We start from the raw sequence: 24427 nt of genomic DNA on the forward strand, positions 1-24427 counted from the left end.
AATTTTGTTATGCAAATTTACGCTATATGAAATTAAAAATTACTTTTTTATTTGTTGGTTTTTTGTCTTTGATAAGTTTTGCACAGGTTCAAGGTCCGCCAGCTCCTTGTGGATATACAGTAGTTTATGCTTGTGATGATGATAACGACGGCTTTGCAAGTTTTAATTTAACTGAAGCTTTCCCGTTCGAAACATTTTGTAGAATAGATAAAGGTAGTCCAGAAGATTATTACCCAATTGTTTATTATGAAACTCTAGCAGATAGAGATAATGAAACGAATCCTATATTAAATCCTGAAGCTTACATAAATATTTTTAGTTCACAAACTATTTATTATAGAGCAAATAAAAAAGTTCCAAATCAATATATTGTTTATTTAAGTGCTTATAATTTTATTGAAGTTTCTGATTTATTTGCTACAATCCCGGAGATAGAAGTTTATGATAATAATTCAGATGGTTTGTCTGTATTTGATTTAACGTCTGTCGATTTGCTTTGTGGGTCAAAAGATATCAATGATTATAACATAACCTATCATTTAAGTCAAACGGATGCTGAATTTGGGATAAATCCCATATCAAATTCTTCAAGTTTTCAAAATACAATTAACCCGCAAGGTGTTTATGTAAGGGCAGAACATAAGGTTAGTGGTGAAGCAAAAACTAAAAATATTACTTTGCGAGTATTGTTTGCAAACGCTCAAAACCTTGGGGGAGTTTATATGTGTGATTTTGACGAGGAAGGGCAAGATGGTATTTCTGAAATAGATTTAACGAAATATAACGCTGAAATTTTGGGAAATCAAGACCCGAATAGTTTTTCAGTTACTTACTACAAAACACAAGTCGACGCTGAGACTAAAGTGAATGTTTTGCCTTCAATTTATACTGTTTCAGATCAGGAAACGATTTATGCTAGAGTGGAAGAATATACTAAGGGAAGTTATGCTATAACATCTTTTAGTTTTACCATTTACAAGCCACCATTAATTGAGCTGAATCCTTATGAAATCTGTGATGAGGATGGTGATGGAAAAGCTATATTCGATTTAGCTGCCGTAAGAAACAAAATTATTAGTGACGCAAACAACTACCAATATTACGATATTGCGTTTTATTTAGATGCAAACCAACAGCAGTCAGTTTCAGACCAAGATAATTATACAAATATTAGTAACCCTCAAACTATTTATGTGGATGTTGAGGATTGGGGTAATAACTATTGCTATACAGTGGCTCCATTGACATTGGTTGTAAAGGATTGTTCACAAGCAGGTGTTATTGAAGCCAATGCTTTTTATGATGCTAATACCAATACAACTTTTGATACTGATGAAATTAATTTTTTAAATGGAACATTGACTTATGAAAAAAACAATGATGGTATCCAACATGATTTATATTCATCAACGGGAGTTTTTAATATTATAAGTGATGACGAAACTAATACTTATGATATAACCTATACAATTGATGATGAATTTCAACAGTGTTATAATATAGCTACTGCCACTTATGAAAACATAAATGTAGCTAAAGGAAGTAAAGTAAATTATAACTTACCAATTACTAAAATACAAGATTGCAGCGATATAGCTGTTTATTTAGTGTCCTTTGCATCGCCGAGACCTGGTTTTAATTATAAAAACTATTTAGTTGTTCAAAATAAAGGGGTAGAAACGGTTGTATCTGGTAATGTAGAATTTGTACAAGATGCTTCTCTTGTTTTTGATGACGTATCATATGTGGATTCAGGAAATTCTGTTACAAACACTTCAACTGGGTTTATATTAAACTTTAATGATTTGGAGTCAAATTATTCGGAAATTGTTCGGGTAAATATGGTTGTTCCTGTGAATGTCAATTTAGGAGATATGTTAACAAATACGGCAATTTATTCGACTGATGATTTAGATATATCAAACAATATATCTACATTAACCGAAACAGTAATAGGTTCTTACGACCCAAATGATATTTTAGAATCCCACGGCTCAGAAATTCTTCATAATAGTTTCACTTCAGATGATTATTTATATTATACTGTTAGATTCCAAAACGTAGGAACTGCTGATGCTATAAATGTATCAATTGATAATGCGTTAAATCCAAAATTAGATAAATCAACCATTCAAATGCTTAATGCAAGTCATGATTATGTGTTTACAAGAACCGATAATCAATTAAATTGGAAATTCAATAACATTCATTTACCAAGTGAATCGATGGACGAACCAAATAGCCACGGTTATGTTTATTATAAAATAAAACCTTTAGCAGGTTATAGTGTAGGCGACATTATTCCTAACTTTGCTGAAATTTACTTCGATTTTAACCCAGCGATAGTAACAAATACATTTGAAACAGAATTTGTTGCTACCCTTTCAAACTCACAGTTTGATAATGGTGCTTTTTCAACATTCCCGAATCCAACCAATAGTTTTGTGGAATTGAAATTTAACAATAAAGTAAATAATAAAATACAAGTAAAAGTTTACGATATTCAAGGAAAATTAATTTTTAGTTCTAACCACGAGTTGAAAAACAAGGCAATACAGCTGGATGTGTCTCAGTTAAAAAGCGGACTCTATTTTATAAAAGTTTCGGATGCAAATAATCAAATTACAAAAAAACTATTGATAAATTAAAGAACTTCTTTTTCAAAATAATTCACAAACAACGCTACTACATAGCTGTAACTCTCCATACCTTTTGCTTGTTTGTTAGCTTTTAAGTACGAACTATAGGTGGTTTTAAAAATGGGTTCTAAAGGATTTTCGTAGCTGTCCCAGAAATCGCGGGCTTCTTTATAATTGTATAAAATTCCTTTATTAACGGTTTTATAAAGCTCCTCGAATAAGGCTTCATCGCGTCGTGCAATTTCATTAAGGCAAAAACGTAAGGCGAAGGTGTATCCTGTATATTGAAAATAGATATCGTCGTGGTTAATGGAGGCAAGGCATCCTATAAAATTTGCTTCATTCTCGGCGGCATAGCCTACTTGATGTGCCATTTCGTGCGAAGTTGTGGTTGGGAATAGGTATTTCGGAATTAACGCATCAACATGTGCTTCGTTTGTTATTGGGTTTAAATAACCGCTAAATCCCATATAGGTTAGGGGGTAACTAAACAACGATTTTTTAATGCTTTTGGGGTGATATTCCAAACTCGGGAATGTGTTTTTTAAATTATCATAGCCTCTCGGCGCTAATTTAAAAATTTTACCTTTTGTATAAGGGATATCAATTTTAATGGAGTCGTTTCCAGCTATTTCGTAATGAATTGTGTTCGACTTGTCAATTAATTTTTTTGTAACATCCACAAGTTGTGCGGTTGTATAATCTGCTTTTAAATTCAAACTTTTGTATAGCGGCAATCTGTAATAATTTAGCCCCCAAAGCACATGAAATGCAAAATAAATTATGGCGGTTGCACTTGCAACGTCTATAATATATTGTCTAGTGTTTTTTCTTAAACTTTTTCTGTTTAAATAAAACCACCTAATGATATAAATAATAGAAAACGCGTAAACCAAATCGCCAAAAGAAAATGGTATCCATCCTAAAGAATATCTAAAAAGTTTAGAGATGTATGCATAAATGCCATTACTATAAAAGGTTTCTACAAACTCGGGGTAATGCGATACCCATTTAATAAAAATATATTGCGGTATTAACGAGAGCGTAATAAGCGTTTTGGTGTTTTTTAGCATATTCAAAAATAAGGAAATGTTTATTAATCCTAATTAGATATGTTATCTTTGTTCGACTTAAATAGAACAACATGAATTCAGAAATAAGACAATTAAAACCACAACAACTTTGGAATAAATTCGCCGACTTAAATGCCATACCTCGTGCTTCAAAAAAAGAAGAACAGGTTATCCAATTTATGAAAGCTTTTGGTGAAAATCTAGGACTAGAAACTATTGTAGATGAAGTTGGTAACGTTATTATAAAAAAACCGGCCACCGCGGGATTTGAAAATAGAACTACCGTAGTTATGCAATCGCATTTAGACATGGTACATCAAAAAAATAACGATACAGAGTTCGATTTTAGCACTCAGGGTATAGACATGTATGTTCAAGGCGATTGGGTTCGTGCTAAAGGAACCACTTTAGGTGCCGATAACGGATTAGGCGTTGCTACCATTATGGCCATTTTAGAAAGTAAAGATATCCCGCATCCCGCAATTGAAGCGTTATTTACCATTGATGAAGAAACTGGCATGACAGGTGCTCAAGGTTTAAAAGGCGGCTTACTATCTGGTGGGATTCTTTTAAATTTAGATACCGAAGAAGATGACGAAATAGGTGTAGGTTGTGCTGGAGGTATCGATGTTACAGCTACTAGATCGTATCATGAAGAAGAAACACCAGAATTTAAAATAGGATTTGGGATAAAGGTAAAAGGCTTACAAGGCGGTCATTCCGGAATGCAAATACACGAAGGCTTAGGAAATGCCAATAAGATAATGAACCGCTTATTGTTTGACGGATTTGAAAACTTCGGATTGCGTATTTCTGAAATTGATGGTGGGAGTTTGCGTAATGCCATTCCTAGAGAAAGTAGTGCTATAGTTGCTATTGATGCTATGCATGAAGAAACCTTTGTTACCGAAACTTTAGAATTAGCCGAAGCTATTAAAGCAGAGCTAAAAACTATGGAGCCTGATTTAGAAATTGAAGTTTTTAAAGTAGAAACGCCTAAAATGATTATGGATTTAGGTGTACAGGAAGGTTTAACGCGTGCCATTTATGCAGCGCAAAATGGGGTGTATAGAATGAGTGCCGATATTCCGGAATTGGTAGAAACATCGAATAACCTGGCAAGAGTTGAGGTTAAAAATGGTGAAATTAAAATAGCTTGCTTAACACGATCGTCTGTAGAAAGTTCTAAAATGGATTTAGCCAATACCTTAAGAGCCACTTTTGAATTAACAGGATGCGAGGTTGAACTAACGGGAGATTATCCTGGATGGACCCCGAATATGGAGTCGCCCATTTTAAAAATAATGACACAATTATATGAAGATTTAAATGGCGAGCAACCACATGTTGCGGCTTGTCATGCAGGTTTAGAATGCGGTATTTTAGGGCAAAATTACCCAAAGATGGATATGATTAGTTTTGGTCCGAATATTAAAGGAGCACATTCTCCAGATGAACGCGCACAAATTTCTTCGGTTGAAAAATATTGGAAATTTGTTTTAGCGATTTTGAAGAATATTCCAGTAAAATAATTTAATAATTAAGAGAGGATCTGATTCCTAAGGAGTTGGAAAACTATATCCTCTTTTAGTTTTTATTTTTATGGAAGTGTGGATTTTGAATCTGGCATGTTTACGTATATAGCATTGAGTTAAATGTGTGATTTTAAACAGCATATACAAACTTCTGGCAATTGGGAAGATTTTATTGTATTGAAATAATAAAAAATGAGGTTATTTAAAAGGTTTAAAGTAAATTTGCCATCCATAAAAAACAGACCTATTTGATTTTAAAAGAAGTCGTTTTTATAAAGTATAACAAATCGAGTATTCACATAATCTTAAACTTTTGGAAAATAAAGCAGCAATTAAATTAATCGATAAAATTCTAGTAAATCTAGATAAAACAGGTATTAATACTGATACCTTAATTGACGATATTAAACAATTGAGATCTTATGCCTTAGAGGAGCAAATTCCTTTGGTAGTAAAAGTTCTTAGACTAACTTACGAGCATATTGAAGAGAATAACTCGTTTCTTATTCCGATACTTGCTGATGCCGAAGATGTTGAAGAAGAGATAGATAATGAGCCAGTAGAAAGTTTAAAATATTTATTGTCTTTATTAAAAAATTTAAAGAATAAAATAAACATTGCCGACTTAAAGGAATATAGAGACCTATTAACTAATTTTTAGTAGTTATTAGGTACATTTTGTAAGAATTAAATTTTAAAAGATCGCTTTAACAGCGGTCTTTTTTGTTTGTGGTTGGCACAACTTATAATGTTGAGAATAGCCTTGGGGTGCTGCGTTAGCGATTGCAGTGGTTAGCTTTTGGCGAGCGTAAGCATCGAGCCAAAACTAGTAACGGAAAGCGCGACCCCTCCCGATAGTTATCGGGATCGGGGTAACGCCATTATTGTTTAAAAAAACTTGCATAAAAAAAGCCTTAACAGAAATGAGTTAAGGCTTTTAAGTTTAGTTTAATGTTTAGTTACTGTTACCCATTCATGGATATTAAAAATTCTTCGTTATTTCTGGTTTGCTTGAAACGATCGTTAATAAATTCCATGGCTTCAACCGGGTTCATATCTGCTAAATATTTGCGCATTACCCACATACGTTGAATGGTGTTTTCATCTAATAATAAATCGTCTCTACGTGTGCTTGATGACGTTAAATCGATAGCAGGGAAAATTCTACGATTCGATATTTTTCTATCTAATTGTAGTTCCATATTACCGGTTCCTTTAAATTCTTCAAAAATTACTTCGTCCATTTTAGAACCTGTTTCGGTAAGTGCTGTAGCAATAATGGTTAAAGAACCACCATTTTCTATGTTACGAGCGGCTCCAAAGAAACGTTTTGGTTTGTGTAATGCATTCGCATCTACACCACCACTTAATATTTTCCCAGATGCTGGTTGTACGGTATTGTAAGCACGCGCTAAACGTGTAATAGAGTCTAAAAGTATCACTACATCATGCCCGCATTCTACCAGACGTTTTGCTTTTTCTAAAACGATGTCTGCAATTTTAACGTGTTCGTGAGCTTCTTTATCGAAGGTTGACGAAATCACTTCGCCACGTACATTACGTTGCATGTCTGTAACCTCTTCCGGACGTTCATCAATTAATAAAATCATTAAATAAACCTCTGGATGGTTGGCAGCAATAGCGTTGGCAACATCTTTTAATAACATGGTTTTACCCGTTTTTGGTTGCGATACAATCATACCACGTTGTCCTTTACCAATAGGTGAGAACAAATCCATTATACGAGTAGAAATAGTGCTTTGTTTTTCGGCAATATTAAATTTTTCTTTAGGGAATAAGGGTGTTAGATGCTCGAAAGACACGCGGTCTCTAACAACTTCTGGTTTTTGACCATTAATTTTTACAACTTTAATTAACGGAAAATATTTTTCACCTTCTTTTGGCGGTCTAACATGTCCTAAAACGGTATCGCCTTTTTTCAATCCGAATAATCGTATTTGCGATTGCGATACATAAATATCGTCTGGCGATGACAAATAATTGTAATCAGACGAACGTAAAAAACCGTAGCCGTCCTGCATTACATCAAGAACGCCTTCGCTTTCTATAATAGCATCAAATTCGAAATCTGGTTCTCGGTAGCGGTTTCTGCTATCTTTATTTCCAGCATCAACATTACCGTTTTTTTGATTTTTATGTTGATTTGGGTTTTTTGGTTGTTGGTTATGATCTCTTTTTTGATGCGGTTGTTTCTGTTTATTATCTTGTTGGCGCTCGTTTTGGCTTTTTTGTTTCGGCGGATTTTTAGTTTTTTGCTCTTCGTTAGTTTCTGTTGGAGCAGTAGTAGCCACTTCTTGAGCTTCTACCTTTTTTTCATCAGGCGCTTTTGTTTCTTGCTTTGTAGGTACGTTTTTAACGGGTTTTGCAACGCGTTGTCTTGGTTTTTTTACTTCCTTTTTTTCGGGTGTACTAGCAGTAGGTTGTGGTGTTGGTTCTATAACAGCTTCTACCGCTTTTGGGTTGGCAGCTTGATGATCTAGGATTTGGTAAACTAAATCGGCTTTTTTTAAAGAACGGTACTTTGGGACGTTCAGTTTTTGAGCAATCTCCTGTAAGTCAGAGAGTTTCTTTTCGTTTAATTGTGAAATTTCAAACATTGATGTTTAATTGAATATGTTTTTTGAATATAAATTTGAGTTATTCTGAAAAAAATGATTTTATTCTGAAGAATTAACAACCTCTATGTGTGGTTATTGAGAATTATTAATGCAATTATACGACTTTATTTTAATTTTTTACACTTATTTTATAAAAGAAACTATTATTTTTGCTGTCTAGTTTTTTAAATTATATGATACAACGCATCCAAACCATATACTTGTTAATTGCCGCAATTGTTTCTGCGGGATTAATATTTGTATTGCATTTATGGGTTACAAACAACGATGTTGTAGTATATGCTAAAGATAATTTGCTGTATTTAAGTTTGTTTCTTGGGTCTGCATTATTATCTATAATAACCATTTTTAAGTATAAAAACAGGAAGTCTCAATTTATGTTGGGACGACTTAACATCATATTAAACTTTATTTTACTAGGATTTTTTGTGTATCAATCTCTAAATGTATCTGGAGAAACGGCGGTTTCTGAGAAAGGTATTGGGATGCTTCTTCCTATTGTTTCTATCGTATTTTTGGCTTTAGCCAATAAGGCCATCAAGAAGGACGAAGATCTCGTAAAATCTGTAGATCGATTGCGATAAAACCTTATATCTTAGTAGTATTAGTGCGTTAAAACCCAGAGCGAAAGCTTTGGGTTTTTTTTGCCTCTTAATCCCTCCAAAGGAGGGAAACATTCAGCCCTTAAAAAAAATGCTCATTAATATAGATAATAATATGTCGTAGCAGTGAGCAAGTCCTTCCCGCATGGGAAGGATTTAGGAAGGGCTTTTTTTTACTTTATTTCAACAAGTTCTAAATCGAACGTTAAATCTTGTCCTGCTAATGGATGGTTAGCATCTATAATAATATGTTCTGCATGAACTTCGGCAATGCGAAACTGCACTTCAGAACCATCAGGGTTTCTTGAAGCTAATCCCATACCAACTTCTGGAGTCATATCCTGTGGTAGTTGCTCTCTTTTTACTTCGTGAAACAATTCTTTTTGTACTTCGCCGTAAGCTTCAGCAACAGGAATAGTAATTGTTTTTTTCTCATTAACCTTCATGTTTACCACGCCTTTTTCAAAACCAGGAATCAACATGCCTTGGCCTAAAGTAATTTCTAACGGTTCTCTGTCTAACGAACTGTCAAAAATCTGACCATTACTTAATTTTCCTGTGTAATGAACGCGTACGGTATCATTCTCTTTTACTTGACTCATAAATAATTATGTTTTCTGTTTTTAAATAGCGGCAAAGCTACAATTTATCAATAGAATGCCATAATCTAAGCCAATGAATACGTCGGTTTAGGATAATATTAACATAAAAGTGAGGTAAATTGAATAGAAATCTGACTTAGAAACGGCGAAAAGCTGCTATTTGTTAAATTCGATAACTTCTAAGTTGTCAATTTTACTACCATCAATCGAAAAGCGTAACATGGTTCGTGTTTTATGAAAACCATGTTTTCCAGCAGCACCAGGATTCATATGTAATAAATTTAATTTTTTATCGGGCATTACTTTTAAAATATGCGAATGCCCACAGATAAAAAGTTTTGGTGGATTTTTTCTAATATCTTCACGAATCCTAACATCATACCGGTTTGGGTAACCACCAATATGGGTTATCCAAACATCGACACCTTCACACATAAACCGGTTGTTTTCGGGGAATTCTATTCTTGTTTTAGCATCGTCAATATTTCCAAAAACAGCTCGTAATGGTTTTAATTGTTTGATAGCATCGGTTACTTTTAAATCGCCAATATCGCCCGCGTGCCAAACTTCATCGGCTTGTTTTACGTATTTTAAAATCGTGTCGTCTATATAACTATGGGTATCAGAAAGTAAAAGTATTTTGGTCATGAATTTATATTGAAAATCTTTTAATATATAATTAAGATTACTGTCTTCGCAGGAAAGACAAAACTGTCTATCTTTGCCTTTCAACAAAAGTATAAAAACAAATTGCGATATTTTATAGAACTTTCTTATAACGGCACCGCTTATCATGGTTGGCAAATACAGCCAAATGCTGTATCGGTACAAGAAGTTGTAGAAAATGCGTTGTCTCTACTTTTTAAGGAAACCGTTTCTATAATGGGAGCGGGCAGAACCGATACCGGGGTGCATGCCAAACAAATGTTTGCACATTTTGATACCGATGTTAAATTTAATGAGGCTAAATTGGTTTTTAAACTGAATTCCTTTTTGCCCAAAGATATCGCCATTCACAGTGTTTTTAAAGTAAAGGAAGAAGCGCATGCACGTTTTAACGCTGTAAGCAGAACCTATTTATATAGAATCGCATTACATAAAAATGTATTTAATTTTGATACGGCTTATTTTGTGAAGCAAGCCTTAGATGTTGATAAAATGAAGGAAGCGTCGAAGATTTTATTTGAGTATAAAGATTTTCAATGTTTTTCAAAAGTTAATACAGATGTAAAAACGTATTATTGTGAGATTATGAAGGCGGACTGGTTTTTTGAAGATGAAGAGCTTCACTTTATAATTAAAGCAGATAGATTTCTTAGAAATATGGTGCGTGCTATTGTTGGTACCATGGTACAAATTGGATTAGGCAAGCTGCAAGTTGAAGATTTACACACCATTATAAAGTCTAAAAATAGGAGTGAAGCTGGTTTTTCGGTTCCGGCGCACGCCTTGTATTTAACAAAAATTGAATATCCAAACGATATAAAATTATAATGACTAAAAAGAAAGAGAATTTATTTGACGTGGTCTTGTTTAAACGTCTGTTTCAATATATAAAACCTTATAAAGGCATTTTTTTTGGGCTACTTGTTTTGGTTATTTTGCTGGCAATTTTAACTACAGCTACACCTTATATTACTAAATATGCGATAGACCATAGTATAGCTGTTAAAGAGCCAAAAAGCTTTTTGTTTTATGTAGTTATTATGTTTGCGGTTTTAATATTGCAGACTATTTTTCAGCTTGTGTTTATCTATTATGCGGCATGGTTGGGGCAAAATTTAGTGATGGATGTACGTGTAAAACTATTCAACCATTTGCTAAGTTTTAAAATGAAATATTACGACAATTCTTCGGTGGGTGTGTTAATAACCAGAGCTGTAACAGATATGGAGCGTATTGCTGATATTTTTGGACAAGGCTTATTTACCATTTTTAGAGATTTGTTGGCAATGATTGTGGTTTTTGGTGTGATGGTTTATATAAACTGGCGATTGAGTTTAATTGTTTTCATCATGTTGCCACTTTTAATTTATGCCACCAGAATTTTTCAAAAGTATATGAAAGTTGCTTTTGAAGAAGTAAGGAATGAAGTGTCTAACCTAAATTCGTTTGTTCAAGAGCGTATTACTGGAATGAAAATTCTGCAACTGTTTACACGCGAAAAAATTGATTACACAAAATTTGTAGATATTAACGAACGCCATAAAAAAGGATGGTTAAAAACGGTTTGGTATAATTCCATTTTCTTTCCGTTAGCAGATTTAGTATCTTCTATAAGTATTGGGTTAATTGCCTGGTACGGCGGATTAAATGTTGTTTTTAAAGGCACCGAAGTATCACAAGGAGATTTAATCGCATTCGTAATGTTTATCCCGATGTTATTTAGACCATTACGACAAATGGCCGATAATTTCAACACCTTACAAATGGGAATGGTGGCCGCTACAAGGGTGTTTAAAGTATTAGATACTACCTCGCAAATAGATGATACCGGTACATTGGTAGCAGAACATTTTGAAGGAAATATTGCTTTTAATAACGTGTATTTTAATTATGTTGAAGATGAGGCGGTGTTAAAAGGAGTTTCTTTTAATGTGAAAGCAGGCGAAACCGTTGCGATAGTTGGGGCTACAGGTGCTGGAAAATCGACCATCATTAATTTGTTAAATCGCTTTTATGAAATTAAGGACGGTGTAATTTCTATAGATGAAAAAGATATCAAGCAGTTTACCTTAGCTTCGCTTAGAACCCAAATTGCCGTGGTTTTACAGTCTGTATTTTTATTTGCTGATACAATTTTGAATAACATCACTCTTAATAATCCAGACATTACTGAAGCGCAAGTGGAAGCCGCAGCAAAAGAAATTGGTGTGCATGAATTTATTACAAGTTTACCAGGTGGTTATCATTATAACGTGAAGGAACGTGGCGTGATGTTATCCTCAGGTCAACGACAACTCATCTCATTTTTACGCGCCTACGTAACTAAGCCAAGTATTTTGGTTTTGGATGAAGCAACATCGTCGGTCGATTCGCATTCTGAACAGCTCATTCAAAATGCAACCGATAAAATGACACATGGCAGAACCTCTATAGTGATTGCTCACAGACTTGCCACAGTAAAAAAAGCAGATAAGATTATCGTGATGGATGCTGGTAAAATTGTGGAAGAAGGCACCCACGAGCAGTTACTTAAAAAAGACAAAGGGTATTATAAAAACTTATACGAAGTTCAGTTTTTAAAGGAAGAAGTTGTTTAAGCTAAATCTTTTTTAATCATCAAATTGAGTTGCGTGGTATCATCAAAAACAACAAATTCGCCGTCTTTAAAGTAAGAGATATGCCCAGTTTCTTCGCTAACTACAAGTGCTAAAGCATCCGTTTTTTCGGTTACACCAATAGCGGCTCTATGGCGTAAACCAAATCGTTTTGGGATGGGTTTTTCATTATTTAATGGTAGAATTACACGTGTTGCTTTTACTATATTATTGCTCACAATAATGGCGCCATCGTGCAACGGGCTATTCTTAAAAAAGATGCTTTCTATAATGGGTTGGGTTACCTTTATATTCATTTCATCTCCGCTCGAACTTAAAAAATCTAAATTATTATTGCGTTCAAAAACTATTAAAGCGCCCGTTTTTGAGCCAGCCATTTTAATACATGCAGACATAATAGCATCGACATTTGTTTCGTCGGTAGTCTCGGTTTTTAAAAATTTAAACTGTTTAAAAAGTTTGCCTCTTTTGCTAAAATTGGTAGAACCAACCATGAGTAAAAACTTTCTTATTTCTGGTTGAAACACCACAATTAAAGCAATAATTCCCACTTTCATAAAGCCTCCAAAAATACCAGAAAGCAATTCCATATTTAAGAAATTGGTAAGGCGCCAAACCAAATAAATAATTATAATTCCTATAAAAATATTGATTGCAACCGTGCCTTTTACAAGTTTATAGACGTAATAGAGGAGTAATGCGACAAGAATAACATCTATGACATCAACAACAGAGAATTTTAAAAGGTCATTAAAGATTTCCAAGGCTTTTGGTTTTTGGTAAATTTAGTAAAATGCGCTTAATTAAAAATGAATTCGTGATTTGAAATAGAAACATTTTTTAATCCCAGAGTCCCTAGCATGGATTTGAAAGTAATATACTCTTGAAATGTTAAATTTTCGTTGAAACTTAAGATTATACCGAAACCTTCCGTTTGATTATCTGATGTGCTCTTGATATATTTTATAAAATTAGATTCGTTTAAAACCGTGGCGCTTATATCAAAAAGTGGAAACTCAGCATAAATTTCTTCGGCAGCATTAAAATCAATTTTCATTTTGTTTGAAAAATCCAAATTAGAATTTGCCGAAACAAAATCTAGAAATGGTTCGGGATGATAAACCACATTAGTAAATTCAATAAATCCTAAATTCTTTTTACTGATATCATTACAAGTAAAGTAATTTTTAGCGCTGTTATTCTTATGGCTAGAACTTCCCTTTTTTTCTTGTAAAAATATAATCTGCGGAATAACTTGTTTAAGCGTTAATCGCTTGTCAATATTCACTAACCAATTAGTAGTGCTAATCAGGTTTTTTCTATTCAATTCTAAACTGTCGGGAAGTGTTTGGTCGTAAAATAAATAGGCTGCAGATACATCGGTTATTTCTGAGATATCAGCATGACTAATTTCTGGCAACTGAACAACTTTGTCTTTTCCGCAGGAGAATAAAACCAGTGTCAGAAATAAAAGTAGATAATACCGCATGTTAGGTTTTTAAAGATTCAACTAATTTGATGGTTTCCATGGCTTCTTTTACGTCGTGAACTCTCAAAATGGAAGCGCCTTTTTGCAATGCAATAGTATTTAAAACGGTGGTGCCATTAAGAGCTTCTTTGGCCGAAGTTTCCAGTGTTTTGTAAATCATAGATTTTCTGGAAATACCAATTAACATTGGTTTTTCAATCATTTTAAATAATTCTAATTGGTTTAGTAGCTCGAAATTCTGCTCCAATGTTTTTGCAAAGCCAAATCCGGGGTCGATAATTATGTCGACAATACCTAGTGCTCTGGCAGCTGCAATTCGTTCGGAAAAATAAAACAATATGTCTTTGGTTAAATTAGAATAATCTGTGTGTTGTTGCATGGTTTGTGGCGTGCCTTTCATGTGCATCATAATATACGGAACCTGTAAATTAGCTACAGTTTGCAGCATGTTTTCGTCTAATTTTCCAGCAGAAATATCATTAACCATTGCAGCACCAGCATCTATACATTGTTTTGCAACCTCACTTCTAAAGGTGTCTATAGAAATTAGAGCATCAGGGAAATTTTTTAGTACGGTTTCAAGTAATGGTAAAATACGCTTCAGTTCTAGATCTTCTGGAACAAAATCGGCATTTGGTCTTGAGCTGTAAGCGCCCATATCGATAAACGTGGCACCTTCTTTCAGCATTAATTCCACATGATTTAATACCGATGCGTCATCTTTATGTACACCACCATCATAAAACGAATCGGGTGTTACATTTAAAATTCCCATCACTTTGGGTGATGTTACATCAATAAGAGTTCCTTTGCAGTTTATGGTCATAAGTTCATTTCGCCACTAATGCACGAATATTTTAATTAGTTTAAAAGCGTTTCAAATTTAAGGATTCATAGTTAGTTTCAAGATAAAAAACATTTATTTGTGTATTCGCAGCAATTTTGAAAAACATTTGAACTTTCAACTTTGAACTTTAAACTATTTAAGCGAAATTTACGCAAAATTCTTTTTAATACATGCAAGATACTTCAAAGCAATACGATGCTGTTATAGATACCTGTAAAAGTTTGTTTATTAAAAAAATGTCTGATTACGGAAGTGCGTGGCGTATTTTGCGTTTACCATCACTTACCGATCAAATTTTTATTAAAGCACAACGTATTAGAGGGCTGCAACAAAACGCGGTTAGAAAAGTTGATGAAGATGAAATAAGTGAATTTATCGGCATTATAAATTACAGTATTATGGCTTTAATTCAGTTAGAAAAAGGGGTAGTGGAACAGCCAGATTTATCTACTGAAGAAGCCATCGAATTATACGAAAAACATGTTGCCATAACTAAAAAGTTAATGGAAGATAAAAATCACGACTATGGCGAAGCATGGCGTGATATGCGTGTTAGCAGTTTAACCGATTTAATTTTGCAAAAATTATTACGCGTTAAACAAATTGAAGATAATGCGGGTAAAACTATTGTGAGCGAAGGCATTGATGCTAATTATCAGGATATGGTAAATTATGCTGTTTTTGCTATGATACATTTAAATGAAAAATAATTAATAAACAATTGTCACCTTGAGCGCAGTCGAAAGGTGTTAAATAAAAATTATGAAATATTTAGTAAGCATATCAAGAATATTTGTTGGTGTTTTGTTCATCATTTCGGGATTAATAAAACTAAACGATCCATTAGGGTTTTCATATAAATTACAAGAATACTTTAGTGTAGAGGTATTAAATATGCCATTTTTAGAACCGTATGCGCTCATGATTTCGGTATTAGTAGTGGTATTCGAAGTGGTTTTAGGGGTGTTTTTACTTATTGGCTATAAACCCAAATTTACAGTTTGGAGTTTGCTGATAATGATTGTTTTCTTTACATTTTTAACCTTCTATTCGGCTTATTTTGATAAAGTAAAAGACTGTGGTTGTTTTGGTGATGCCTTAAAATTAACGCCATGGGAAAGTTTTACTAAAGATTTGGTTTTACTTGTATTTATATTGGTGCTATTCTTTGGTGTGAAACATATAAAACCAGTGTTTAGTACTTTGATAACCACGGTTTTCGCACTATTAAGTTTCGTATTCAGTTTTTGGTTAGCATATCATGTACTGATGCATTTGCCGGTAGTGGATTTTAGAGCCTATAAAATAGGAAAGAATATTGCTGAAGGTATGCGTATTCCAGAAGATGCTGCCAAACCAGTTGTAGAATATTACTGGAAATTCAACATAAATGGCGAAGAAACTGTGATTACTACTGATGGTTCATACCCAACGGTTGAAGGTGATTTTCTAAGTGTTGATACTAAAATGATTAAGGAAGGATACCAACCTCCAGTAGTTGACTTTTCAATAGAATTTGTCGATGAAGATTTAACACAGCAATTTCTTTCAGAAGAAAACCTTATAGTGATTGTGTCTTATAGCTTAAAGTCTATGGAAAAAGCTGGTGCTCAAAAATTAAAAGCATTTTCTGATGAGGCTATTAAAAAAGGGTATAAAGTTATAGGACTAACGTCTTCTGGTGAAGATGAAAAACAACGAATTAAAAAACTTTATAAATTGAATTTCGAATTTTATTTATGTGATGAAAAGGCACTAAAAACCGTAGTAAGAGCTAATCCTGGAATTTTAGAATTAGATAAGGGAACAGTAAAACAAAAAGTGCACTGGAATGATATTGATAAATTAAAATTATAGTTTTCAGTCACAGTCACAGTCACAGTCACAGTCGAAGTTTTAAACAAATAAACACATCAACAAATAAACATTTTATAAACTGATAAGTTACCTACTAAATAAAATCACTTACGCACTACTTACATTATTTGGAGTAGTTACAGTTATATTCTTATTATTTAACGTGCTTCCTGGAGATCCGGCGCAAATGATGTTAGGGCAGAACGAAGATAGTGAACAGTTGGCAACAGTCAAACAAAAATATGGTTTCGATAAACCTGTAAGTACGCAGTATTTTTATTATTTAAACGATTTATTGCCTATATCATTTCATTCAAAAACAGCAACAGATTACACCTATTTAAAACCAGGTAAATATGCTGCCACAACTTTGTTCTCAATTGGTAATACTACTACGGTTTTAAAATTCCCGTATTTAAGAGAATCTTTTACAAAACAAGGCAAAAAAGTAAGCGAAGTTTTAGGCGAAACACTTCCTAATACCTTTGTACTTGCCGTTTCTGCTATTATTATTGCAATTTTTGTGGGTATTATTTTAGGCATTATTTCTGCCCTTTTTAAAGACAGATGGCTCGATAAGTTCATACAGATATTCAGTACATTGGGCATGAGTGTTCCATCGTTTTTTAGCGCGATTTTATTTGCTTGGTTGTTCGGATTTGTTTTGCATAAGTATACCAATTTAGAAATGACGGGAAGTCTTTACGAATTAGACGATTTTGGTGAGTCCAATCATCTTCAATTAAAAAATCTTATTTTACCTGCTATTGTGCTCGGTATAAGACCGCTCGCTGTTGTAATTCAGCTCATGCGGAATTCATTGTTAGAAGTGTTTAATCAAGATTTTATTCGTACGGCAAGAGCAAAAGGCTTAAGTGAGTATCAAATCATTAAAAGACACGCTGTAAAAAATGCCTTAAACCCTGTTGTTACAGCTATATCTGGTTGGTTTGCATCTATGTTGGCTGGTGCCGTTTTTGTAGAGTATATTTTCGGTTGGAACGGTCTTGGTAAAGAAATTGTAAATGCCCTAAATTCTTTAGATTTACCCGTAATTATGGGTTCTGTGTTAATAATAGCCTTACTCTTTATTATAATTAATATTTTTGTCGATATAATTTACGTTTGGTTAGACCCTAAAGTAAAACTTCAGTAATTTTGCATTTCCGTGAAAAAGAAAAAATTTTAAACATGAAAAAACTAAAATTCCTTTTTATATTCTTAATAAGCGTAACAAGCTGTAAAGCTCAAGAAAAACCTACCGAGTTTTCGGCAGCTGCGTTAAACGATGCATTTATAAATTTAGATGGAAGTAACACAACCTTCAAAGCTATTTTAGAGGCTAATAAAGGCAATACCATTGTGATCGATATTTGGGCGTCATGGTGTAGCGATTGTATTAAAGGCATGCCTAAAGTTAAAGCGCTTCAAAAGGAATTCGGCAAGGTTACCTATATTTTTCTATCGTTAGACAAAACTCAGGATGCATGGAAAAAGGGCATCGAGAAGTATAATATAAAAGGGCAGCATTACTATATGCAATCTGGTTGGAAAGGAGCTTTTGGCGAATTTGTACAATTAGACTGGATTCCAAGATATATGGTAGTAGATAATCACGGAAAAATTAAGTTATTTAAAGCCATTGAGGCCGACGACAAACAAATAAGACAGATTTTATAAACAATTAATAAAAATCCCTAATCTTTAAAAAGGGTAATTTAAAAATGAGACAACAAATTGTAGCAGGAAATTGGAAAATGAATAATGATTTAGCTCAAACCGAATCTTTATTAGCAGACTTAAAAAGCAAAACACAAACGTCTAATGCAGAGGTAATGGTAGCGCCAACGTTTACCAACTTATACCACGCAAACCAAGCTTTAAAAAATTCTAAAATCGAAGTTATCGCACAGAACATGCATTTTGCAGCTAATGGTGCCTATACTGGCGAAATAAGTGCAAGCATGCTTAAAAGTGTAGGTGTTAAAACCGTTATTTTAGGACATAGCGAGCGTCGTGAGTATTTTAACGAAACAGACGAAATTTTAGCTAAAAAAGTAGACGCGGCTTTAGCTAACGATTTACGTATTATCTTCTGTTTTGGCGAAGTTCTAGCCGATAGAAAATCTGGTAACCACGAAAATGTAGTAGGAACCCAAATTAAAAATGCTCTGTTTCATTTAGAGGCTGCGGCATTTAAAAATATCGTATTGGCTTACGAGCCTGTGTGGGCAATTGGTACTGGCGAAACTGCAAGTCCAGAGCAAGCACAAGATATGCACGCCTTCATCCGTAAAACTTTAAGCAACAAGTACGGTGCCGATGTAGCGAATAGTGTATCAATTTTATACGGCGGTAGTGTGAAACCAAACAATGCACAAGAAATTTTCGGTAAACCAGATGTAGATGGTGGATTAATTGGTGGTGCTGCGCTTAATGCAGACGACTTTTTTGCCATTGTAAACGCATTTTAGTATAAAATTATAATTTGGGCGTTACCCAAGGGTCGCGCTATACACTGTATCTTTTTGGCGCTTTAAGGCGCCAAAAAGGATGCCGTTTCTATCGCTAACGCACTTCCCAATGGCGATTGCATCCATAAACTTCAATCAATATGTCAAACATTATTTATATAGGTTACGATTTTAAAGTAACACCATTACACTCCCGAAGCGTCGGGATAGAAATACTAATTGCCGAACTCGGTTATGCAGGTTTCGAAAGCTTCGTAGAAACAGAAGACGGTGTAACGGCGTACATTCAAAAGGAAGAGTGGAACGAATCTATTTTAAACGATGTGCAAATTCTAAATTCCGAAGAATTCAAAATTGAATATGAATTTAACGAAATAGAACAAACCAATTGGAACGAAGAATGGGAGAAAAATTTCAGCCCTATTGTAGTCGATAATTTGTGCACCGTTCGTGCGCCATTTCACGAAAAACCAACAACCAAATACGATATAATCATCGAGCCAAAAATGAGTTTTGGTACAGGGCACCACGAAACCACCCACATGATGATTCAGTATATTTTAAGCAACGATTTCACTAACAAATCGGTTTTAGATATGGGTTGTGGCACAGGTGTTCTGGCAATTTTAGCAGAAAAAAAAGGTGCTAAAATTCTCGATGCGGTCGATTACGATAATTGGTGCTATTTAAATAGCCTTGAAAATGTTGAGCGTAACAATTGCGAGAATATTACAGTAATAGAAGGCGATGCCAGTGTTTTAGCAGGAAAAAAATACGATATCATTATCGCCAATATAAACCGTAATATTTTACTAAATGATATGGCAACTTATGTATCGTGTTTAAACAAAAATGGGGTGCTTTTTTTAAGCGGATTTTATAATGATGACATTCCAGTTATTCAAGAAGCATGCGAAAATCAAATGTTAAAATTTGCTGAAAAATTGGAAAGAAACCATTGGGTTGCTCTAAAATTTTTAAATTAGTAAAAAAAATTTGTTTCCTCAAGCACTGTCGAGAGGTAAAACTTATAAAATTTGATTATGAGTACTAGAGAAAAAACATCAATTGAAACACTTTTAGAAGAGGAAGTCCTTACTCAAAATGAGATTGTTTTGTTTAATGACGATGTTAATACCTTCGATCATGTCATAGATACACTTATTTATGCCTGCGAGCATACCGCAGAACAAGCAGAACAATGCGCACTTCTTGTTCATTACAAAGGTAAATGTACGGTTAAAACTGGCGAGTACGACGATTTAAAACCGCGTTGTACAATGTTATTAAACGCAGGTTTGAGCGCCGAAATAGTTTAACATTAACTATTCATTCTGCCAATAGCACAACTAACAAAAGATTTTGCTTTGGTTGTTAGCGCATTTTTATCACCAACGATTGGGTAGCCTAAACTATTAAGTAATGCTATTGCTTCCTGTAGGGTTGCGTCATTGTTATACTCGAAGGATACGCTGTTCGTGTCATTATTCACTAAAACATTTTCAATACCATCTAAACCAGATAATTTAGTGGTAACGGTATTGGCACAACCATGGCATTTTAAATTCTGAATTTCTAAAGTTACTTTCATTTCTTTGTTTTGCAAGTGTTTATTCCAAAAGGTGCATAAAGCGGACAAAAATTAATAAAACTGGTTATTAAGAAGATAATAGCAAGCGCCATTAGTATATACGCTACCGTACCTTCAACAACATTAAAATAATATAAAAGGGCTATAACAATAGCAATTGCTACGCGTATACCTTTATCGGCTGACCCCATATTTTTTTTCATAATACCTGTTTGTTTGGTTAATTGATAACTATTTAAAGTTCTCGAAATTACAAAATCACTTTTGTTTCTTTTGTGACATTTATCACAAAAACTTCAGGAGACCAGAAAAAAAATTAATGAGGTAATTTGTGTTTTATTAAGCCATAAATAAATGTACCTAACATAGCAGCAGCAATTACAATAAGCATACTATAAACCCCAGTACCTAAAAGGATATATAATGGTCCAGGACAAGCACCTATAAGTGCCCAACCAAGTCCGAAAATCGTACCGCCTACAATATATCTTACAAAGCCATTTTCTTTTAACGGAACAATGATTTCGGAACCAATAATACTTTTCACATATCCTTTTTTTGAAATTTGAAGGAATAGAATGCCTGTTATTATGGCGGTTCCTATAATGCCATACATATGAAACGACTGAAAACGGAACATTTCGTAAATGCGATACCACGAAACAGCTTCAGATTTAACCAAAACAATTCCGAAAAACATACCAATCAATAAAAATTTAAAATACTTCATTTGTCTAAATATATTGTTTTTTAAATGTCAAATGCGACTCGCTTTTAATAATTATAGTATAAATACTAGTATAAGTTGCTCGTTTCATCACTTAAAAAATTAAAGGTAAAATTAGATTTGCCATTATTAATCCGCCTATAAAAAAACCGATTACAGCAATAAGCGAGGGTTTTTGCAAGCTGCTTAGTCCGCTAATAGCATGACCCGAGGTACATCCATCGGCATAACGGGTTCCAAAACCAACAAGTAAGCCTCCAATAATTAAGAGCGCTAATCCTTTTGTAGACATTACAGCATCCCAATCGTAAAGTTCTGCAGGCACCAATTGTGCGCCAATATTATTAAAACCTAAATCTTTAAGTTCGGTTATGGTTGTTGGGTTCAGGTTGGTGATGCTATCATTTGATAGGTAATGACTTCCTATAAAGCCACCAATAATGGCTCCCGCAACAACAAATAAATTCCAGGTGTAATCTTTCCAGTCTAATTTAAAAAAGTCTGAAACTTTGTCGGCGCCAACCATAGTACACATGGTTTTTAGGTTCGACGACATCCCGAAGGTTTTACCATGATATAGTAACAATGCCATAACAACTGTTATAAGCGGACCAGAAACATACCATGGCCAAGGGTCTAAAATATAGTTCATATTAGTTTTTTAAAAATTTATAAATCGAATTAATTTTGCCATCAAGAAATAAATTTTGCTTTAAATTTAGGTTTCTTGTTTCGCTAATTAATTTTTTTAATTGGGTTCAAAAGTAAGGAATTACAATTTTGTAAAAAAATTGGTGGAGTTTTAATAAAAATAGTATATTTGCACCCACAAAAAAGGCCTCGTGGCGCAACTGAATAGCGCACTTGATTACGGCTCAAGAGGTTACTGGTTTGAATCCAGTCGAGGTCACAAAAATAAAATCCAATTATCTGATTATAAGATGATTGGATTTTTGTTTTTTTTAAATGTGTCACTTTGTGTGTCACTTAAATCAGATTTGCTAAAATTCACTTTAGCTACTAGCCATGTGCCTTGCCCAGCTTTTTACGTCATATTGAGCTTCGATTATTTTTGTAGCTGCTGAAGGTGAAGTTGCATCACATCTTACTTTTACGTAATGTCCTCCAGTTTTTAAAAGAATGGCGCCAGAATAGGATTGTGTAGTCATTTAAAATATCATTATTTATGTTGTTCAAATATAAGTATTAGATTAATCATAAATAACTTATATTGCAACAAACCAGGAGTTTATATTAAAATAATATCTTGTTTATTACTCAAACGTGAGCAAATTATTGTAGATACTGAGTTAAGAAATTATTTAATGGCTCTAGTGCTTTAGAATTTAAATCCCAGTACGATTTATTATCAAAGAAGTTCGACCCAGCTTTTAATTCCTTACTTTTTAACTTATCAATTTCAGGGAACGTTTCCATATATGCGTAAATCCGTGATTTTCTGATGGGAGTAATGAAATTTAAACTAGGTTTATTTAATGATTTTACGCAAGCCTCATACGCATCAAAGCATTTAAATATGTCTTTTCTATCTGATGAGGCAATACTTTCTAATAATGATTCAAAATCGCCATCATTAGTATTATTTGGAAATAAAAAGAAATTAATTTGAAAATTCAATTTCTTTAAAATATAATTTAATTCCTCAGACCTTTTTATAAACCCACCTTTTTTTTCTACGGTGTCTGCATCAAAAACTAAAACAACAGTATGTCCTTCATCAATATGTTTCTCGATAATGGATTTAGATAGTTCTAATTTTGTCCATCCTCCAATGCTGTTAGTTGCAAAATGGACACCCATGGTATAACCTTGGTTTTCGAGATATTTTTTTATAAAAACCTCATCTTTTCCTTCAGTAATAATTACTAGCATACTACCTTAATTCTAAGTCTTCATTAATAGCATTTTCAAGTTCAGAATAATTAAAAGGATAAGACTTATGATTGCCGTCATTTAATTTTCTAATTGTAAAGACTTTAATGTTTTCTTTAAATAGATTTGTATCATCAAAAGAGCTATCTAAATTGGATAAACATTCTTTTAATGATTTGATGGTCTCGTAATTATGAGTGGTTATAAAAACTTGAGTATTACATTTGTTAGCAGTTACTAAAATACTTCTCCAAAGTTTATTTAAAGTTGAAAAATAAATACCATTTTCTATTTCGTCAATTACTACAATCCCACCTTTGGCATTATAAATAGATAAGATTACAACAAGCATTCTCCTAACACCATCTCCCATTAAATTAATAGGAATCATCCTAGTCATACCAACATCAATATAAATCAATCTATTTCTTCCAAAAGTGATATCCTTAATATTTTCATCAACAATATTAAGGGCTTCAATCACTAAATCAATTTGCTTTGATACAATTAAGTCTTCTAATTCTTTTTCAAGATTAACAGACATATCCAGAGATTGTGTGAGAAATACTGCTCTTTCAGAAAGAGCTGTTCGGATATTTCCAATTTCTGAATTAAATTGTCCGTTTCTAAACAATAGCTTACTTTCTACAGTTTTCTCTTTGGAATGTTTTTCTTTATATTTTGATAAAAAAGTTAATTGATTAATCGATAAGTCATCTGGATGTGAATCAAAATCTAATTCTTTTAGGTCTTCAGCATTAATAGTTTTTTTATTTTGAGTAAAGTTTTTATTTTGACTTGTGGGACGAATTTCAAGTATTTTATGAGTGTCTGCATCTTGATTTCCTTCAATTATAATGTTTTCATCAAATTTTAAATTATTAAAGACTAATCTAAAATCATCTTGTTCATTAAATGATAATTTTCTGAACTGATTTATTCTTAACAAGATTTCAGGATTTAAACTTCCAACTAAAAGAAAAATTGCTTCTAAAATACTAGTTTTAGAAGAATTATTTTTTCCTAAAATTATATTAACATTTTTAAGTCCATCAATTTCGAGTTTTTTGACACCTCTAAAATTGTTTATACTAAGTTTTTTAAATTTCATTGTGTTAGTATTATTTTTTGTAAAATTAACTTAAAATTTAGAAAAAAATTTATTTTGCAATATATCC

The 24427-nt window shown here is 33.2% G+C and carries 27 protein-coding genes and 1 tRNA gene; 14 read left to right on the plus strand and 14 right to left on the minus strand.

The window, feature by feature from the left end; all coding sequences use genetic code 11:
• The first annotated feature begins 26 nt into the window (after positions 1-26).
• Positions 27-2648, plus strand: a complete 2622-nt coding sequence (locus ACFQ0I_RS14975) for a T9SS type A sorting domain-containing protein (protein WP_379943631.1) — start codon at positions 27-29, stop codon at positions 2646-2648.
• Here the strand turns inward: ACFQ0I_RS14975 and ACFQ0I_RS14980 are convergent.
• Positions 2645-3712: a DUF3810 domain-containing protein gene (locus tag ACFQ0I_RS14980; protein WP_379943633.1), complete on the minus strand. Its 1068-nt coding sequence runs from the start codon at positions 3710-3712 to the stop codon at positions 2645-2647. The two genes, ACFQ0I_RS14975 and ACFQ0I_RS14980, sit on opposite strands and share 4 nt — an antisense overlap.
• Positions 3713-3783: 71 nt before the next feature.
• Here ACFQ0I_RS14980 and ACFQ0I_RS14985 point away from each other — a divergent pair, with 71 nt between their 5' ends.
• Both ACFQ0I_RS14985 and ACFQ0I_RS14990 read left to right on the plus strand, forming a co-directional pair.
• On the plus strand, positions 3784-5244 hold the full coding sequence (locus ACFQ0I_RS14985) for an aminoacyl-histidine dipeptidase (RefSeq protein ID WP_379943635.1): 1461 nt from the start codon (positions 3784-3786) through the stop codon (positions 5242-5244).
• 316 nt (positions 5245-5560) lie between these two features.
• Complete coding sequence (locus tag ACFQ0I_RS14990; RefSeq protein ID WP_379943637.1) at positions 5561-5908, plus strand: hypothetical protein; 348 nt, start codon at positions 5561-5563, stop codon at positions 5906-5908.
• Positions 5909-6212: 304 nt separating this feature from the next.
• Here the strand turns inward: ACFQ0I_RS14990 and rho are convergent, their stop codons facing one another.
• Positions 6213-7865 carry a transcription termination factor Rho gene (gene rho, locus ACFQ0I_RS14995; RefSeq protein ID WP_379943639.1) on the minus strand — a complete coding sequence of 551 codons (1653 nt, stop codon included), beginning with the start codon at positions 7863-7865 and terminating at the stop codon, positions 6213-6215.
• 194 nt (positions 7866-8059) lie between these two features.
• On the opposite strand from rho, the gene ACFQ0I_RS15000 reads away from it, so the two are divergent.
• Positions 8060-8470, plus strand: coding sequence for a DUF4293 domain-containing protein (locus tag ACFQ0I_RS15000; RefSeq protein ID WP_379943641.1), 411 nt, complete (start codon positions 8060-8062; stop codon positions 8468-8470).
• A 191-nt stretch (positions 8471-8661) separates the two neighbouring features.
• On the opposite strand, the gene ACFQ0I_RS15005 is transcribed toward ACFQ0I_RS15000, so the two are convergent.
• Positions 8662-9090, minus strand: a complete 429-nt coding sequence (locus ACFQ0I_RS15005; RefSeq protein ID WP_379943643.1) for an FKBP-type peptidyl-prolyl cis-trans isomerase — start codon at positions 9088-9090, stop codon at positions 8662-8664.
• Between the two features lie 156 nt (positions 9091-9246).
• Positions 9247-9738 (minus strand): metallophosphoesterase family protein, encoded by a 492-nt coding sequence (locus tag ACFQ0I_RS15010; protein WP_379943645.1) that lies wholly within the window; start codon positions 9736-9738, stop codon positions 9247-9249.
• A 102-nt stretch (positions 9739-9840) separates the two neighbouring features.
• Between ACFQ0I_RS15010 and truA the strand changes: the two genes are divergently transcribed.
• Both truA and ACFQ0I_RS15020 read left to right on the plus strand, forming a co-directional pair.
• On the plus strand, positions 9841-10584 hold the full coding sequence (truA, locus tag ACFQ0I_RS15015) for a tRNA pseudouridine(38-40) synthase TruA (RefSeq protein WP_379943647.1): 744 nt from the start codon (positions 9841-9843) through the stop codon (positions 10582-10584).
• The gene (locus ACFQ0I_RS15020) at positions 10584-12353 is read left to right on the plus strand and encodes an ABC transporter ATP-binding protein (RefSeq protein ID WP_379943649.1); all 1770 of its coding nucleotides are present in this window, start codon (positions 10584-10586) and stop codon (positions 12351-12353) included. The genes truA and ACFQ0I_RS15020 overlap by 1 nt, the downstream gene beginning before the upstream one ends.
• On the opposite strand, the gene ACFQ0I_RS15025 is transcribed toward ACFQ0I_RS15020, so the two are convergent.
• The 3 genes from ACFQ0I_RS15025 to folP are packed head-to-tail and all read right to left on the minus strand — an operon-like array spanning position 12350 to position 14686.
• Positions 12350-13135, minus strand: a complete 786-nt coding sequence (locus ACFQ0I_RS15025) for a diadenylate cyclase (RefSeq protein WP_379943651.1) — start codon at positions 13133-13135, stop codon at positions 12350-12352. The genes ACFQ0I_RS15020 and ACFQ0I_RS15025 overlap by 4 nt on opposite strands.
• A 35-nt stretch (positions 13136-13170) precedes the next feature.
• Positions 13171-13860: a hypothetical protein gene (locus tag ACFQ0I_RS15030; RefSeq protein ID WP_379943653.1), complete on the minus strand. Its 690-nt coding sequence runs from the start codon at positions 13858-13860 to the stop codon at positions 13171-13173.
• Position 13861: 1 nt separating this feature from the next.
• On the minus strand, positions 13862-14686 hold the full coding sequence (gene folP, locus ACFQ0I_RS15035) for a dihydropteroate synthase (protein WP_379943655.1): 825 nt from the start codon (positions 14684-14686) through the stop codon (positions 13862-13864).
• Positions 14687-14877: 191 nt separating this feature from the next.
• Between folP and ACFQ0I_RS15040 the strand changes: the two genes are divergently transcribed.
• The 7 genes from ACFQ0I_RS15040 (at position 14878) to ACFQ0I_RS15070 (ending at position 20357) form a co-directional block, all read left to right on the plus strand.
• Positions 14878-15417: a DUF1599 domain-containing protein gene (locus ACFQ0I_RS15040; protein ID WP_379943657.1), complete on the plus strand. Its 540-nt coding sequence runs from the start codon at positions 14878-14880 to the stop codon at positions 15415-15417.
• Positions 15418-15469: 52 nt separating this feature from the next.
• A complete protein-coding gene (locus ACFQ0I_RS15045) occupies positions 15470-16564 on the plus strand; it encodes a BT_3928 family protein (RefSeq protein WP_379943659.1) in 1095 nt (364 codons plus the stop codon).
• A gap of 79 nt (positions 16565-16643) precedes the next feature.
• Positions 16644-17720 carry an ABC transporter permease gene (locus tag ACFQ0I_RS15050; RefSeq protein WP_379943751.1) on the plus strand — a complete coding sequence of 359 codons (1077 nt, stop codon included), beginning with the start codon at positions 16644-16646 and terminating at the stop codon, positions 17718-17720.
• Between the two features lie 35 nt (positions 17721-17755).
• Positions 17756-18244 (plus strand): TlpA family protein disulfide reductase, encoded by a 489-nt coding sequence (locus ACFQ0I_RS15055; protein ID WP_379943661.1) that lies wholly within the window; start codon positions 17756-17758, stop codon positions 18242-18244.
• A 44-nt stretch (positions 18245-18288) separates the two neighbouring features.
• Positions 18289-19038 carry a triose-phosphate isomerase gene (gene tpiA, locus ACFQ0I_RS15060; protein WP_379943663.1) on the plus strand — a complete coding sequence of 250 codons (750 nt, stop codon included), beginning with the start codon at positions 18289-18291 and terminating at the stop codon, positions 19036-19038.
• Positions 19039-19178: 140 nt separating this feature from the next.
• Entirely contained in the window at positions 19179-20024 is an 846-nt protein-coding gene (gene prmA, locus ACFQ0I_RS15065; protein WP_379943665.1) for a 50S ribosomal protein L11 methyltransferase, read from the plus strand.
• A 57-nt stretch (positions 20025-20081) separates the two neighbouring features.
• Positions 20082-20357, plus strand: coding sequence for an ATP-dependent Clp protease adaptor ClpS (locus ACFQ0I_RS15070; RefSeq protein WP_379943667.1), 276 nt, complete (start codon positions 20082-20084; stop codon positions 20355-20357).
• Positions 20358-20359: 2 nt separating this feature from the next.
• On the opposite strand, the gene ACFQ0I_RS15075 is transcribed toward ACFQ0I_RS15070, so the two are convergent.
• The 4 genes from ACFQ0I_RS15075 to ACFQ0I_RS15090 all read right to left on the minus strand — a co-directional run bounded on the left by ACFQ0I_RS15075 (position 20360) and on the right by ACFQ0I_RS15090 (position 22008).
• Positions 20360-20629 carry a heavy-metal-associated domain-containing protein gene (locus tag ACFQ0I_RS15075; RefSeq protein ID WP_379943669.1) on the minus strand — a complete coding sequence of 90 codons (270 nt, stop codon included), beginning with the start codon at positions 20627-20629 and terminating at the stop codon, positions 20360-20362.
• Positions 20626-20832: a YgaP family membrane protein gene (locus ACFQ0I_RS15080; RefSeq protein WP_379943671.1), complete on the minus strand. Its 207-nt coding sequence runs from the start codon at positions 20830-20832 to the stop codon at positions 20626-20628. Before ACFQ0I_RS15080 ends, ACFQ0I_RS15075 begins: the two co-directional genes overlap by 4 nt.
• A 113-nt stretch (positions 20833-20945) precedes the next feature.
• Positions 20946-21359, minus strand: coding sequence for a DUF6691 family protein (locus ACFQ0I_RS15085; RefSeq protein WP_379943673.1), 414 nt, complete (start codon positions 21357-21359; stop codon positions 20946-20948).
• Between the two features lie 91 nt (positions 21360-21450).
• Positions 21451-22008: a YeeE/YedE family protein gene (locus ACFQ0I_RS15090; RefSeq protein WP_379943675.1), complete on the minus strand. Its 558-nt coding sequence runs from the start codon at positions 22006-22008 to the stop codon at positions 21451-21453.
• Positions 22009-22192: 184 nt separating this feature from the next.
• Here ACFQ0I_RS15090 and ACFQ0I_RS15095 point away from each other — a divergent pair.
• A tRNA-Arg gene (locus tag ACFQ0I_RS15095) sits at positions 22193-22266 on the plus strand.
• Positions 22267-22369: 103 nt separating this feature from the next.
• Here ACFQ0I_RS15095 and ACFQ0I_RS15100 read toward each other — a convergent pair.
• The 3 genes from ACFQ0I_RS15100 to ACFQ0I_RS15110 form a co-directional block, all read right to left on the minus strand.
• Positions 22370-22525 carry a hypothetical protein gene (locus tag ACFQ0I_RS15100; RefSeq protein ID WP_379943677.1) on the minus strand — a complete coding sequence of 52 codons (156 nt, stop codon included), beginning with the start codon at positions 22523-22525 and terminating at the stop codon, positions 22370-22372.
• A gap of 124 nt (positions 22526-22649) precedes the next feature.
• Positions 22650-23249: a DUF3226 domain-containing protein gene (locus tag ACFQ0I_RS15105; RefSeq protein ID WP_379943679.1), complete on the minus strand. Its 600-nt coding sequence runs from the start codon at positions 23247-23249 to the stop codon at positions 22650-22652.
• Between the two features lies 1 nt (position 23250).
• Positions 23251-24360 carry an AAA family ATPase gene (locus ACFQ0I_RS15110; RefSeq protein WP_379943681.1) on the minus strand — a complete coding sequence of 370 codons (1110 nt, stop codon included), beginning with the start codon at positions 24358-24360 and terminating at the stop codon, positions 23251-23253.
• Positions 24361-24427 lie beyond the last annotated feature (67 nt).

It is taken from the genome of Mariniflexile aquimaris, assembly GCF_042676825.1.
Classification (GTDB): Bacteria; Bacteroidota; Bacteroidia; order Flavobacteriales; family Flavobacteriaceae; genus Mariniflexile; species Mariniflexile aquimaris.